General features: G+C 48.2%; 12 protein-coding genes and 2 tRNA genes. 3 read left to right on the top strand and 11 right to left on the bottom strand.

Translation table 11 applies throughout. The annotated features are described in order from the left end of the window. Positions 1 to 46: 46 nt before the first annotated feature. The 7 genes from H164_RS0100300 to H164_RS0100270 form a co-directional block, all read right to left on the bottom strand. Positions 47 to 128 (bottom strand) — tRNA-Tyr (locus H164_RS0100300). A 9-nt stretch (positions 129 to 137) separates the two neighbouring features. Beyond that, positions 138 to 212: transfer RNA gene (locus H164_RS0100295), tRNA-Val, on the bottom strand. 108 nt (positions 213 to 320) lie between these two features. Then, positions 321 to 944 carry a hypothetical protein gene (locus H164_RS0100290; protein WP_019966779.1) on the bottom strand — a complete coding sequence of 208 codons (624 nt, stop codon included), beginning with the start codon at positions 942 to 944 and terminating at the stop codon, positions 321 to 323. Between the two features lie 10 nt (positions 945 to 954). Beyond that, a complete protein-coding gene (locus H164_RS0100285; protein ID WP_019966778.1) occupies positions 955 to 1,953 on the bottom strand; it encodes a hypothetical protein in 999 nt (332 codons plus the stop codon). 22 nt (positions 1,954 to 1,975) lie between these two features. After that, on the bottom strand, positions 1,976 to 2,947 hold the full coding sequence (locus H164_RS0100280; RefSeq protein WP_025830184.1) for a hypothetical protein: 972 nt from the start codon (positions 2,945 to 2,947) through the stop codon (positions 1,976 to 1,978). A gap of 32 nt (positions 2,948 to 2,979) precedes the next feature. Further along, positions 2,980 to 3,873 carry a tetratricopeptide repeat protein gene (locus H164_RS0100275; protein ID WP_154652087.1) on the bottom strand — a complete coding sequence of 298 codons (894 nt, stop codon included), beginning with the start codon at positions 3,871 to 3,873 and terminating at the stop codon, positions 2,980 to 2,982. Positions 3,874 to 4,671: 798 nt separating this feature from the next. Further along, positions 4,672 to 6,030, bottom strand: coding sequence for a TrpB-like pyridoxal phosphate-dependent enzyme (locus tag H164_RS0100270; protein ID WP_019966775.1), 1,359 nt, complete (start codon positions 6,028 to 6,030; stop codon positions 4,672 to 4,674). Between the two features lie 110 nt (positions 6,031 to 6,140). Here H164_RS0100270 and H164_RS0100265 point away from each other — a divergent pair, with 110 nt between their 5' ends. Further along, the gene (locus H164_RS0100265; protein ID WP_019966774.1) at positions 6,141 to 7,553 is read left to right on the top strand and encodes a sodium:solute symporter; all 1,413 of its coding nucleotides are present in this window, start codon (positions 6,141 to 6,143) and stop codon (positions 7,551 to 7,553) included. A gap of 14 nt (positions 7,554 to 7,567) precedes the next feature. Here H164_RS0100265 and trxB read toward each other — a convergent pair whose 3' ends face one another. After that, positions 7,568 to 8,506 carry a thioredoxin-disulfide reductase gene (gene trxB, locus H164_RS0100260; RefSeq protein WP_019966773.1) on the bottom strand — a complete coding sequence of 313 codons (939 nt, stop codon included), beginning with the start codon at positions 8,504 to 8,506 and terminating at the stop codon, positions 7,568 to 7,570. 28 nt (positions 8,507 to 8,534) lie between these two features. Next, positions 8,535 to 9,089 (bottom strand): glutathione peroxidase, encoded by a 555-nt coding sequence (locus H164_RS0100255; RefSeq protein ID WP_019966772.1) that lies wholly within the window; start codon positions 9,087 to 9,089, stop codon positions 8,535 to 8,537. Between the two features lie 358 nt (positions 9,090 to 9,447). On the opposite strand from H164_RS0100255, the gene H164_RS0100250 reads away from it, so the two are divergent. Further along, positions 9,448 to 9,987: a lipocalin family protein gene (locus H164_RS0100250; RefSeq protein ID WP_025830179.1), complete on the top strand. Its 540-nt coding sequence runs from the start codon at positions 9,448 to 9,450 to the stop codon at positions 9,985 to 9,987. Positions 9,988 to 10,022: 35 nt separating this feature from the next. Further along, on the top strand, positions 10,023 to 10,658 hold the full coding sequence (locus H164_RS0100245; protein ID WP_025830178.1) for a hypothetical protein: 636 nt from the start codon (positions 10,023 to 10,025) through the stop codon (positions 10,656 to 10,658). Positions 10,659 to 11,417: 759 nt separating this feature from the next. Here H164_RS0100245 and H164_RS0100235 read toward each other — a convergent pair. Further along, positions 11,418 to 12,878 (bottom strand): aminoacyl-histidine dipeptidase, encoded by a 1,461-nt coding sequence (locus H164_RS0100235; protein ID WP_025830177.1) that lies wholly within the window; start codon positions 12,876 to 12,878, stop codon positions 11,418 to 11,420. 23 nt (positions 12,879 to 12,901) lie between these two features. Further along, a complete protein-coding gene (locus H164_RS0100230; protein ID WP_019966767.1) occupies positions 12,902 to 13,900 on the bottom strand; it encodes a lysylphosphatidylglycerol synthase transmembrane domain-containing protein in 999 nt (332 codons plus the stop codon). Positions 13,901 to 13,965: the final 65 nt, after the last annotated feature.

Genomic DNA, 13,965 nt, shown 5'->3' with positions numbered 1-13,965 from the left:
CAATCAAAAAAGAGGAATTTAGCATTGCTAAATTCCTCTTTTCGCGTGGGTGGTGATGGATTCGAACCACCGAAGGCATAGCCAGCAGATTTACAGTCTGCCCCATTTGGCCACTCTGGTAACCACCCTTGCATCGGTGGGCGTTGACGGATTCGAACCGCCGACCCTCTGCTTGTAAGGCAGATGCTCTAAACCAGCTGAGCTAAACGCCCTTGATTTGTAAGGCGGGTGCAAATGTAGACAATTTATTTTAACGGTGCAAGCATTGCTTTTCTTATTTCATAAAAATTAAGAATAAAGGATTCGCGCACGCTTGCACTTTATTTTCCGTTCTCATATTCCCGGTATAACCCCACTTTCCAAAACATTTTCACGGCCAATAGCATTATGATCAGGCAGAGAATGCCGCCAATCATATAAACCGTTTCACGCTTTTTCCAATAGAAAGTGGCGTTATCCATCAGTTCGACACGGCCGATTCCTGTCGCCTTTTGCAGGGTTTTCAGACTCGGATAATACTGAATTTGCCCCGTATTCATGTCAAGAGCGAAATAGATATGTGTGCCTTTGCCCACCACTTTTCCCTTAACAACCTGCACAGCCGTCACATGTTCAACCATTACTTCATTGCCTTTCATCAGCATTCCATGCTCTGACGTGTCGATAGACTCCAAAGCATAGACCTTATCGATAGGCACATACCAACTGTCTCCGAAGCCTAAATCGATGTTGAGCACTGAAGATACCAAGGCCATGTAGAGCATACTGCAACCTGCATAAACAAAAATGGCAACGCCGGGTGTCAGGAATGCCAATACCATTTTCGGTATTCTGCCCTTCGGTTTGCAGAAAATTCGCACGCCGACAGCAGCCAATAATCCCAATATGAAGGCCAATATGGAGAATATAATACCCCAGACGACGAGTGTAAATCCTATTCCCATGGTTTGAAAATCATTTGGTTTCTTGCATTGCTGTTTCCAAAATACGTTCCCATTCTTCCTTTGTTATCATCATATCCTCGGTGAGTAAATCCGAGAACACACCGTCATAGCAATACAAATCATCTTTCACTTCGGTGGGTAAGTCGTCGGGATAGTCGTCATAATTGTTGTCTTTTTGATACCACCAGCGTCCTTTTTCTCGATAAACAAAGGCAAGAAGCAAATCATCTTGAACGACAGCCCACAGCTCACCAGCATACATTTCCTTGTGATGGAAGTAATAACAGCCGTGAAACTGCTGCTCCTCCAAACGTAAACAGAGTTTGCGCAAGGCCGAAAGTCTGTGCTTTGAGAGTTCTTTCCACGGGATATTGACGTAGAAAGCTGCTTGGAATGGACCTTCACGCTTCATTTGCCAATGCACGGTTTGAGGGAAATCAGGCCGCAAACGCGCTACTTCTGCCATCAAACGACGTAGATGAAGCGTTGCATCTACAGGGTTCAAATGAATAAATTTCTTTGAGATTGTGTATCTCTTTGTCGTGGTTTTATAAGCGAACCATGCCTTTATTTCACGGCCATAACTGTCATATCCATTCTCCAAACATACGGAACTGACTTCCTTATGTCCGAAGAACTGGCGTTTATACCACCAATAGAGGATGGAATAACGTTGTCTTATGACGGTAAAGAGCATCAATAGCATGAGAAGCACGAGGGGCATGGCGTTGCGGGGACTACCTTTCAGGCTGCCCAAAAATATCGAACCGATGACGAATAAAGCTACGCCCCAAAGCAAAAATGCTGCAATCTGCTTCGTAGTCTCTACCAAACGATAGTGTTGCCAGCACCAATTTTCAATGCATTCAAACTTCGTTAATCGGATAATGACGGTCGGAATCATCAGTAAGATGCCCCATACCAGCCCCTGATGGTCAGCTGGATCAAAGAATGAAAACCCGCAGGCAATCGCTCCGATTACAAAAGCTATTCGGTCTAAACGCCTCATCTGTCTCTCATCTACGCATAAGTCAATTTACAACATCACACATTTGGCGCCTGCGATAGGCTCGTGCCGCCTGAAGATAAGGCTTGAAGGCCGGCACATTTGGGTTCTCATAGACGCATCGCAATGCATATTTCCTCACCATTTCAGCATCGTTGTAATCGTCTTCTTCGGGAATATACTGCCAATGTGCATGGAGATCAAACCGTAATCGGGGTTCCGGAATGTCCTCAACCGTCCTTTCGGGGTGTAACCACCGTGTTATCTTCTCCGAAAGTGGGAGCCTCGGCGTATGAATGTGTTCATATTCAGCCCAATAAGCAGCTGCATCAATCGGGTCTTTCACCTTTCCTTGCAAGGCATCGAGCACATATTGGCAGTCTTCGGGCCTGCGATAGCGAGCCAAAGCCACTAAGGCTTCGATGTAATGATGGCGAAGAAAGAGGGCTTTCACACGCTCGTAATACTGCCGATGTGGCGGAAGTCGGCACAGCAAATATCTGAGGTAATCGAGATGTTTGGCGTGGAGCGTGAACAAAACACAGCTGTCTATCGCCACTGAGTCGGCTTTGCTGAGCCCATAATGGCGGTTCTTTTGGAGAAACGCAATGCGGAGGGCGGCCAACGACTCCATATAGGCACTGCAACCGTATAGCGTTGGCACGCAAGCCTGACTTTGAATGTCCATCAAAGCGATGGTTTTTGCGATGGAAGGTCGCTGTTTCATGATGGCGATAAAGGCTGCCAAGCGCACCATGGGCACGCTGTCTGCCGTGGCCAATTGGTAAAGTTCGTCGAGCGTTGCCACCCGTCTTAACTCGTCGATACGGTCATCTTGATGCGTAATCCGCCCCTCATATCCCACCGGAAACGGCGTGTAAGCGGTGCCTATCTGCTTCACAATGCGGGCCACTTCGGGCCTTTCCGTCCCCGACTGACACCCGGAAACGATGCCCATAAGCACCGAAACGAGTCCGCAAAACATTGTTTTCTTCATTCTAAATGCCTTTCTTTTGTAGTGCAGACCTATCATCTCTGTCCCAACTCCTCCTTGGCAATGGTCCTCAACTCCTCGTTCTTGCTCTTCAACAGCTTTTTATAGAATGCCTCGGCCTGCTTTTTGTCTCCCTTTTTCTTGTAAAGATAGGCGATGTTCGACACGACAATGTCGTCATCGGGAGCCAAATCGTGCAGCTTTAAGAATATGCGGAGCGCCTCATCTTGCTTTCCTGCCTCGGCTAAAAGCGCTCCTTGATCGTTCAGGAAGACGATGTTTTCGGGGTAATATGCCAAGGCATGGCTGATGAAATCCATCGCAACAGCATCGGCCTGCGCCTCGTAGAGCTGACTGAAATAGTCTTGTAGACATGTAAAAAAGAAGGTTTCGGGTGCTTCGGGCGTGGCTTTATCGTTCGTCCATGACCAATGATTGTGGTTCAAAACCGACCTATCGAGTGCCTTTTTCAAGGTTTCAACGGCCGCATGGTAATTCTTTTCGAGCAGATGCACATGTGTTTTGCCGAACCAAAGGTCCAATCTGTCGGGATATTTCCGTATGCCTTCGTCGATTTTCTGATAGGCTCGGGCCATCTTTTCCGCGTCATAAAAGGTGTGACCTGTGATGCTTCCCACGGCATTTCCCACCGAATCGCTGATCAACAGTCCCTCTTGAACCGTCGTGTCGGGGCGCAATTCCAAGCCTTCGGTCATGGCTTCCAACACCAATAGATTGAACCATGCGGCATAAGTGTCGCCCGATTGTCCCCGTTTCTTTTCCCATTTGGGGATAAAAGTGCGCAGGCCGACGGTGTCGCGCTTGTCCAATAAGTGCTTGAACCGCGCATAATCATCGGTCTGTCCCATGGCAACAACGCTGCAAAGACATGCAAAAGCAAAAAGAGAAATACGTTTCATACCCACCATTTTCAATGTTTTATTAGGACAAATATAGTCACTTTCTGCTTCACTTCCAATGTTTTCGGGCAAAAAAATGGTGGGTGGAAAAAACAAATCGGCCCAATTGCAGTGCAAAAGGACCGAGTAACAATCAACTTGTTCACCTATTTACTCGTCAACTGTCAATCGAATTGTGAGCGGACGCACGGTCCGTGCGTCCCTACATGCAGTCAAACAAATCGTGCTATCAGCCATGTTACGCGTCAATATGGCCATGACAGCGGTGTAGGGACGCACGGTTCGTGCGTCCGCTCATGGTGAGATGAAACGCAAATACGATGGTTATCGGAGTGGACGCACGGACCGTGCGTCCCTACATGCACTCAAACAAATCGTGCTATCAGCCATGTTACGCGTCAATATGGCCATGACAGCGGTGTAGGGACGCACGGTTCGTGCGTCCGCTCATGGTGAGATGAAACGCAAAAACGATGGTTGTTGGATCGGACGCACGGACCGTGTGTCCCTACATTATTTAAATTGATAATCAACGACTTATACCTTACGTTTCAATCTCAGCCATTTTGTCACGCAATATGGCTGAAATCACCGTGCAATATGGCTGAGATTGCACGGTGAAATGGCTGAGATTGAAAAGCAATTTGATATAAATTGCGAGGTTCCCTCCATCCCTTGGCCCGCTCGCTCCATTTTTCATGTGGGGCAGGGGAGGCTTTTTCTATTCGCTCTCCCTCTCTTTGGGAGGGTCGGGGTAGGTATTTGGGAACCCCGGGTAAGTATTTGCGGAGGCTTGGTTGGCCCTCTTTACCTCGGCACCTTCTTCAGGTTCTCCTCAATCTCACTGTCGCTGATTCTGTAATTGCGCAGGTCGCCGTTGATAAAGCTGTCATAACTCGGCATATCTATCAGGCCGTGGCCGCTGAGGCAGAAGAGAATGACGGGCGATTGGCCTGCCTTGGTGGCCTTGTTTGCCTCACGAATTGTCGCAGCAATGGCGTGACAACTCTCCGGAGCAGGTATGATTCCCTCGGTTTGTGCAAAGAGTAAGCCCGCTTCGAACGACTCCAATTGAGGTATATCCACGCCTTTCATGAAGCCATCTTTGATGAGTTGCGAGATAATCACGCCTGCGCCATGGTAGCGAAGGCCGCCGGCGTGAATGTTGGCAGGCTTAAAGTCATGCCCCAACGTGTACATTGGCAGCAACGGTGTGTATCCTGCCTCGTCACCGAAGTCATATTCGAACTTACCGCGCGTGAGTTTGGGGCAACTTTCAGGTTCGGCGGCGATGAACTCCGTGTCCTTGTGGCTCCCATCAAAGAGATGACGCATGAAAGGAAAGGCTATTCCACCGAAATTACTGCCACCTCCGAAGCATGCAATCACTTTATCGGGATATTCACCAGCCAGTTTCATCTGCTTTTCTGCCTCAAGTCCGATCACAGTTTGATGCAAAGCAACGTGGTTGAGCACTGAACCGAGGGCGTATTTACAGCCCGGCGTGGTCGTTGCAAGCTCTATTGCCTCAGAGATTGCCGTACCTAAGGAGCCAGGATAGTTCGGATCGCGCGTAATAACGTTCTTTCCGGCACGCGTAGACATTGAGGGAGAGCCCTCAACCGTGGCCCCGAAGGTGCGCATCACTGTAGATCGGTAGGGTTTCTGCTGCATTGTGATCTTTACTTGATAGACGGCAGCTTCCAATCCATAGAGTTTGGCCGCATAACTCAAGGCCATGCCCCACTGTCCCGCTCCGGTTTCCGTGGTAACGTTGGTATCTCCCTCCTGTTTACAGTAATAACATTGCGGAATAGCAGAGTTTATCTTGTGAGACCCCAATGGGTTTGTACTCTCATTCTTGAAGTATATGTGTGCTGTTGTGCCTAATGCATTTTCAAGCGCATAGGCTCTGACCAACGGAGTGGTGCGATAGTAAGAGTATTTTTCGCGAACCTCCTCTGGAATTTCTATCCATGTGTGTTCCATATCCATCTCTTGTTTCGCACATTCTTTATTGAATATATGGCTGAGGTCATCGGCATTGAGTGGCTTCCGTGTGGCAGGATTCAGCGGATGCAGCGGTTTTGTGGGCATATCTGCCTGAATATTATACCAGTGTGTAGGGATTTCTTGTTCCTGCAAGATGAATTTCTTCTGTCTCATAAAGCTGAATTGTTTTATAGATTATATATTCTTTGTTGACATTGCAAAGGTAATAAAAAGAAATTCTAAATGGGTAAGTTCGTTGTTTTTTTATTAATTTTGCAGCTATTATGGTCATAATTATAACTATTATCGCCTATTTCGGCTTTCTTCTTGTATTTAGCAGGGTCACGAGTCGGCGTGCCACGAACGACACTTTCTATCGGGCCGACCGCCGTTCGCCATGGTATATGGTAGCATTCGGCATGATCGGCGCCTCAATATCGGGTGTCACATTCGTCAGTGTGCCGGGAATGGTCATCAAAAGCGACATGACCTACCTGCAAATGTGCCTTGGTTTTATCTTCGGCTATGCTATCGTTGCCTTCGTATTGCTGCCGGTTTACTACAGAATGAACCTCACAACAATCTACAGCTATCTGCAAACAAGACTCGGTCGGCAGGCTTATAAAACGGGAGCATCGTTCTTTTTGCTGTCGAAACTCATTGGGGCTGCTGTGCGTTTCTACGTGGTCTGCTTCATTTTGCAGCGCTTTGTACTCGACACTTTGGGCGTTCCTTTCCCCCTGACTGTGTTGATTATGGTGGGTTTGATATGGCTTTATACCCGCAAAGGAGGCATAAAAACCCTCGTTTGGACAGATGCTTTTCAGACGGTTTGCATGCTTTTAGCCCTCTTGTTGATTGGTTTTCACGTCATGTCGGCCTTAGATATGAATCTCGATCAAGCCATTCAGGCCATCATAAACGACAGTCATAGCCGCGTGTTCTCATGGGATTGGGTATCAAAGCAGAACTTTTGGAAGCAATTCTTGAGTGGAATATTCGTCGTTATCGTGATGACTGGACTCGATCAAGACATGATGCAGAAGAATCTTACATGTAAATCGTTGCGCGATGCACAGAAAGATATGTGCACATATGGGTTGGCTTTCGTGCCCGTCAACCTGCTGTTTCTCTCTTTGGGCATTCTTTTAATGATGCTTGCCGGAAGGGAAGGTGTTGTCATTCAGCAGCCCGATGATCTTCTTCCCATGTTTGCGGCTACCGGAAGCCTTGGAATGATGGTCGTCGTGCTGTTTACTATCGGTATTGTGGCAGCCGGTTTCTCAAGTGCCGACAGTGCTATGACGGCACTAACCACAAGCTATTGCATCGACATTAAGGGAAGAAAGGATGATGAAAAACTGCGAAAGCGCGCGCATCTTGGCTTTGCCGTGCTCTTCGTGATGTTCATCTTGGCTTTCAAAGTGGTCAATTCCACGAGCGTGATCGATGCCATTTACATCATTTGTTCCTACACTTACGGACCGTTGCTCGGCCTTTTTGCCTTCGGACGTCTCACATCTTGGCAGGTAAAAGACCGTGCTGTGCCCTGTATAACAATAGCAAGCCCGGTCATTTGCTACGCTATCGAGACGATAACAAAGCAAACAACCGGGTATCAATTCGGCTATGAACTGCTCATGCTTAATGGTGCTTTGACGTTCATAGGGCTGTTCTTATTCAGAAAACAGCCGTAGGAAAGACCGCAATCTTATTTGCCAAGCGCACTCAAATAGGCTTGTGCGTCGAGTGCAGCCTTGGCTCCGGAGCCCGCAGCAACGATGGCTTGCCGGTAATATGGGTCACAAACGTCGCCAGCAGCAAAGACTCCTTCGACATTGGTGGCTTGGTTCTGCCCCTCAACCTTGATGAATCCCTGCTCATCGAGGGCGATAGCGTCTTTGAAAATGGCTGTCTGTGGCTTGTGACCAATGGCAAGAAAGAAGCCATCAATGGGCAAATCGTAGGCCCGTTCTTCGCTTTCTCCCTTGCGATATACCACATGTGCGCCCTCAACACCAGCCTTTCCATATAGCCCAAGTGTGTTGGTTTCGTAGAGAATCTCAATGTTTTCGGCCTCTTCAACACGCCGTTTCATGGCCTCAGAAGCGCGAAGATAGGGCTTACGCACAATCATATAGACTTTCTTGCAAAGCCCCGAAAGATAGTGAGCCTCCTCACATGCGGTGTCACCACCACCCACAATGGCTACCGTTTTCTTGCGATAAAAGAAGCCATCACATGTGGCACAGACACTAACTCCCTGTCCCATGTACTTTTGTTCATCTGGAAGTCCGAGGTATTTTGCCGTAGCTCCGGTGGCAATAATCACGCTATCGGCTTCTAATTCCACGCCCCGGTCGGTCGTAAAGACATAGGGCTTGCGAGAGAAATCGGCCTTGACAATCTCACCATCCCGCAGGTCTACGCCGAAACGTTCAGCCTGTTCGCGAAGCTCTATCATCATTTGATTGCCGTCAACGCCTTGCGGATAGCCCGGAAAATTATCGACAATGGTAGTTTGGGTCAGCTGTCCTCCGGTCTGCATACCGCAATATTCGACCGGTTGAAGGTTGGCCCTGCCGGCATAGATGGCTGCGGTATAGCCCGCAGGTCCACTGCCTATGATTAGACATCTGATGTGTTCCATATGCTGTCTCCTATATATAATAAGGTGTCTACGCTTTCAAGAGGGCTTCGATCTGCGCTTTGATGTGCTCAAACTTCTCGGTTGGCTCGAAACGCGCAACGACTTGGCCTTTCTTGTTGATTAAGAATTTCGTGAAGTTCCACTTGATATCGGGGCTTTCCTTATAGTGCGGGTCGGCCTCGGAAAGCATTTTTTCAAGGATAGGATAGATAGGATGGCTCTCATCCCAGCCGGCAAAGCCTTTTTGTTCCTTGAGGAATTGATACAGAGGTTCGGCATCTTCGCCGTTCACCTTGACCTTCTTGAAGCGCGGGAACGCTGTGTTGTAGTTCAATTTGCAGAACTGATGAATGCTTTCATCGGTGCCAGGAGCCTGTTGTCCGAACTGATTACAGGGGAAATCAAGCACTTCGAAGCCCTGAGCATGATAGGTTTCGTAGAGCTTTTCCAGCTCTTCATACTGCGGGGTGAAGCCACATTGCGTAGCAGTATTCACGATTAACAACACCTCGTTGGCATACTCTTTCAGGGAAACGTCGTTACCTTTCCTATCCTTCACTGAAAATTCATAAACTGTTTTCATTTTCTTCTATTGCTAAAAAATATAATTTGTTGTCTGATACGAAGCATAGAACAAACTCAATGCCATTTTCTCGTGGCGGAAAATCTGTCATATGCCGTATTGCAAAGATAGCGAATTAAAACGGATTCGGGCACAACCGCCTTTGATGTTAACGCAAATTTAGATTTCATAGCCATGTGATGGCGGCCGAAAAACGGGCTTGGCGGCCGGCATTTCCACAGCTTTTGCCGGAAAACCCAAAAGAAAAAGGGAAATCCCTACGGCCAAATATGGAATTTACATTTGCGGGAAAAGATGTTTATACTATCTTTGCTGCATAGAAAACATAAAGAAATATGAACCAAAAAACATTCTCATTATGAAACGATTTGCAACGATATTCACGGTAATCATCATGGCCATGCTGTCTATGACACTGGTTTCATGCGACGAAGATGCTGAGGTTGCCGCCTATCTCGACGGCACATGGCAAGGCAATGTGTTTGTTTCTTCCCGGTATAACGGCCGACTTTACAAGGCCGCAGAGACCAAAATAGAGTTCATCAGCGGCTATAATTCGGGTACGGGCTATTGGATTGACTACTACAGCAACGCTCCGTTCGACTATCAGGCTAACCATATCAGCTGGCGTGTCAGCAATGGTAACATCTATATTCGCTTTGAAGAAGAAGGTTCGGAGGTCGTTATCTATGACTACAGCTTAAGTAACAGCCGTCTTTCGGGCTACATATTGACGAGCGGCGGCACGCGGGCTGCCATCACACTTTACCACACTTCGTCGCCTAACTGGAACAGTTACCGATACGGTTACACGTTCTATGACGACGATTATGGCTATGCCAAGAGCCGTACTACGGCTTCTGTGACAGAGAAACCGCAGCGAATGTTTGTGAAATAAACAAGAATGAACAACGATTTTAACGAAAAACGAATATGAAACGACAACTAAGACACGGTATGCTGCTTGCCGTTACGGCATCACTCTTCGCACTTACGGGTTGCGATTCGGGCGATACCTATTATGATTTCGGCTATCCGAGGACCACAAATAACGGCGGTAGCGGTGCTAACAACGATGACAGCCGACTCTATGAACTGGCCAATACGTTGCGAGGACATTGGAATGGCGCCATGAGATACGAATATACCGACGACAACGGTAAGCGTTCTATCGCTCAATTTGACGCACAAATGGAGTTTGATCAGTACGATGCGACGCGCTTAGAGGGCCGAGGGCAGGAGATAGATGCCGCAACCGTGAACGGAAAAACGCAGACACAGACGCTCACTTTTACGTGGACTATCGACGAAAAAACAAGCGATATTTACGTAGTTTACGACAATTCGCAGAAGAAATACCGCATTACTTTCTTGCAAAACAACGAGCTTCAGTCTTATCTTGACGGTAAACGCTTCGCCGGAACGATGATCGGTGTGAACAACAACGAGTTCATCGACTTTGAATTGAGCCGTTACAGCTATGCCAAACCGGCCAATGTGGTCTTCAGTCGTGCGGCAAATACGCGGGCAGCAGGCCTTGAAGTGGAGTATAAGTTGGTGAAAAGGTAGGGCTCACCCACCCTTAAAGGGAGGCCCACCCCTGACCCCTCCCAAGAGAGGGGAACCGAATTGGCGGGCAATGGCAGTGTTGTTGGAAGGAGGAGCAGGCTCAGTGCCTACCTCTTCGTCCTGATTGGCGGGCAATAGCAGTGTTGTTGGAAGCCGTAGAAAGCGAGTTGAGGCAGCGAGACTTTAAGTTTTAGTGATGAATGCATGCAATGCGTATGTAGGGACGCACAGTTTGTGCGTCCGCTCAAATGGCTATGCTTTGTTGATTCCCCGTCGTTGGTGTATGACATTGCTGCTTGAGCGGACGCACAAACTGTGGGTCCCTACATGCCACAGGCGTTTCCGGCATACATAATCCATTGGATAGCGAGCTGGTTTATGCCATATGGCATGTGCGTTATACGCAACGTGCACACCATATCATTGAAGCTGTTTTGCAATATGGCCCATTTTAGCGCGCAAAGTCAGCCATTTTAGCGTGCGAAATGGGCCATATTGCGCGGTAAAATGGGTGAGATTGAAAGGCTAAATGTAAGTCGCTGATTATCAATGTGGCTGACACTGCGAACAGTTTCAGCTGCACGTAGGGACGCACGGCTCGTGCGTCCGCTCAAACAATCATGCATATATGCTTTTATTTCCAATGGAGCAGACGTACAATCCGTGCGTCCCTATTTATCTACCCTGCCGTTTCCACCTTATTATATATATGGGGTGGAGCGGTCATGGGGCCTTTTGGGGACTGCTGTTTGGGGACCGTTACTTCTCAGGAGCCTCAATGAGCACCTGTTTAAGCAGCTTCCAGAATGGTTCGATGGACGAGATTTGACAGCGTTCGCCTGCAGTATGCGGACTCCGAATGGTGGGTCCGAGGCTCACAACGTCCATGTTGGGGTACTTACCGAGGATAATTGAGCATTCAAGCCCGGCATGATCCACCTGCACAATAGCCTCTTCTCCGTTCTGTTCTTTGTAGATTTTCTTCAGCAAATGGAGGATTTCGCTGTCCGGATTGGGGTCCCAACCGCCGTAGCTGGCACTGGTTTCCACTTTCATTCCAGCCATATTGAAGCAGCTTTCGAGCGTTTTCGTGATGTAGTCTTTCATGTCTTCGCGCGACGAACGAGCCAAAACTTGAAGCACAGCCTTGCCATCTTTGATGTTGATGATGGCCAGATTGCTCGACGTTTCCACCACGTCGGGGTAGGAAGGTATCATGCGAACGACGCCATCATGGCAGGCATAGATGGCATCAATGAGGTTGTCTTGGATCTCAACGGGCACTTCTTGCTTCGGTGTTTCAACCGTTTCGGTAAAGAATTCGATGCCTTCCTCGATGTTCTTGTATTCATCTTCGAAGTCGGCCTGCCAGTCATTGACGAGCGCTTTCACGGCTTCAACATTCTCTTTCGGCACGGTCAGCACCACTTCGGCCTTGAAAGGAATGGCGTTACGCATGTTTCCTCCGCTCCAAGAAGCCAGCCGGGCTTCGCATGTTTCAACGGCTTCGCGCACGAAACGCACCATGAGTTTGTTGGCATTTGCGCGTCCTTCGTGTATTTCCAAGCCCGAATGGCCACCCCTTAATCCTTTGAGTATGACCCTCAAAGCAGCGTCTTCAGGGTCTGTTTCCACCTCTTTATAGTCGAGAGTTGCAGTGATATTGATGCCTCCGGCACTGCCAATTACGAACTTACCCCACGTTTCTGAGTCGAGATTGAGCAGGATATCGGCGTTCAATTCGCCTGTGGGAAGGTCGTTAGCTCCATACATTCCGGTTTCTTCATCGGCTGTAATGAGGGCCTCAATCGGGCCATGTTGCAAGTCGGTTGCCTCCATAACGGCCATGATAGCAGCTACTCCCATGCCGTCATCTGCCCCAAGTGTGGTGCCTTTTGCACGCACCCAGCCTTCTTCATCAACGTAGGTTTCAATGGGATCTGTCTCGAAATTGTGCTTACTTTCGGGCGATTTCTGTGGCACCATGTCCATGTGAGCCTGCATAAGTATGGTCTTTCGGTTCTCCATTCCAGCCGTTGCAGGCTTGCGCATCACGACGTTGTTGCCCTTGTCTACATAAGCTTCGACACCTATTTGACGTGCAAAGTCGAGTAAGAACTGCTGTACTTTCTCCAAATGTCCCGATGGACGCGGCACTTTCGTCAGTGCATCGAAGTTTCGCCAGATGCACGTTGGCTGTAGATTTGCGATTTCACTCATCATATTATGGTTTAATTGGTTGATTATGTTCGTTGGATAGCGGTGCTACGTCGGGTGAATGCCAGCATAATCCATGCGTAAAGGCCCAGCAAAACGACAAGAAGAGTCTGTACACTATGGACGATAAGCACAAAGAAAAGCGCCTGTGTTTCGGCCACACCGTATAGGATTAGCATTGTTTTTACAGCGAAATGCCACGGCCCAGCACCGTTAGGTGTGGGCACAATCACAGCTATACTGCCCACAATAAACGTTACAAGTGCACACGAAAGTGATAGACTTGAGGTGGCCGAAAAGCAGAAAAAGGTGAGGTAATAGTGCAGGAAATAGCTGCCCCAAATGGCCAAAGTGTAGAAGATAAACAGTGGAACATGGTGCACATCTTTTAAGGATACGATGCCTTGCCAAATGCCTTTTATTGTTCCGCGCACCTTGTCGATGATACTCAGTCGGCGGAAAAGAACGTAGAGAAGAATGAGAACGGCGGCGCCACAGACCGCGGTTACGAGCCAACCTGCTGTAGAAAAGCTCGTGAAAAGGGTGTCGATGCGGGTGCCGGTCTTGGCAAAAAAGCGTGTGAAAACGGGGATTTGAGAGAGAAAAGTGAGTAGGGTGATGAGCAAAACGAGCAGCGAGTCGATGGCTCGTTCGGTCACAACGGTGCCTATGGCCTTGGGGAATGAGACGCCATCATAGTGCTTCAGTACGCCACAACGGGCAAATTCGCCCATTCGAGGAACCAAAAGACTGACGGCATAAGATAGGAATATGGAATAAACGGCAGTCGAAGTGCGAGGCTTTTCGCCAAGAGGTTCGAGCGTTTGTCTCCATCTCCAACCGCGGAAAGTCTGTGCCAATATGCCGAAAGGAAACGACAATAGCATCCAAAACCAGTTTATTTGGTGAAAGAGAACGTCGCTGATACGGTTGAAATCAAAGCCACGATACATCCAATAAAGAATGGTTCCGCCAAGCAATAACGGCAGAACAATCTTGATGAATTTGGCAGATAGCGTTTTCACTTTCTATGGTTTAACGTTACAAAATTAGGTAAATCGCGCGGAATAACAAAATTATTTATCGGCAA

Source organism: Segatella maculosa DSM 19339 = JCM 15638 (assembly GCF_000382385.1).
Lineage (GTDB): Bacteria > Bacteroidota > Bacteroidia > Bacteroidales > Bacteroidaceae > Prevotella > Prevotella maculosa.
Note: the sequence above shows the minus strand (reverse complement) of the source record. Positions and strands in the feature narration are given on the sequence as shown.

Bases quoted from the DNA above. Each gene is read 5' to 3' on its own strand.
- H164_RS0100290 (WP_019966779.1), bottom strand. From the start codon at position 944: ATGGGAATAGGATTTACACTCGTCGTCTGGGGTATTATATTCTCCATA.
- H164_RS0100285 (WP_019966778.1), bottom strand. From the start codon at position 1,953: ATGAGGCGTTTAGACCGAATAGCTTTTGTAATCGGAGCGATTGCCTGC.
- H164_RS0100280 (WP_025830184.1), bottom strand. From the start codon at position 2,947: ATGAAGAAAACAATGTTTTGCGGACTCGTTTCGGTGCTTATGGGCATC.
- H164_RS0100275 (WP_154652087.1), bottom strand. From the start codon at position 3,873: ATGGTGGGTATGAAACGTATTTCTCTTTTTGCTTTTGCATGTCTTTGC.
- H164_RS0100270 (WP_019966775.1), bottom strand. From the start codon at position 6,030: ATGAGACAGAAGAAATTCATCTTGCAGGAACAAGAAATCCCTACACAC.
- H164_RS0100265 (WP_019966774.1), top strand. From the start codon at position 6,141: ATGGTCATAATTATAACTATTATCGCCTATTTCGGCTTTCTTCTTGTA.
- trxB (WP_019966773.1), bottom strand. From the start codon at position 8,506: ATGGAACACATCAGATGTCTAATCATAGGCAGTGGACCTGCGGGCTAT.
- H164_RS0100255 (WP_019966772.1), bottom strand. From the start codon at position 9,089: ATGAAAACAGTTTATGAATTTTCAGTGAAGGATAGGAAAGGTAACGAC.
- H164_RS0100250 (WP_025830179.1), top strand. From the start codon at position 9,448: ATGAAACGATTTGCAACGATATTCACGGTAATCATCATGGCCATGCTG.
- H164_RS0100245 (WP_025830178.1), top strand. From the start codon at position 10,023: ATGAAACGACAACTAAGACACGGTATGCTGCTTGCCGTTACGGCATCA.
- H164_RS0100235 (WP_025830177.1), bottom strand. From the start codon at position 12,878: ATGAGTGAAATCGCAAATCTACAGCCAACGTGCATCTGGCGAAACTTC.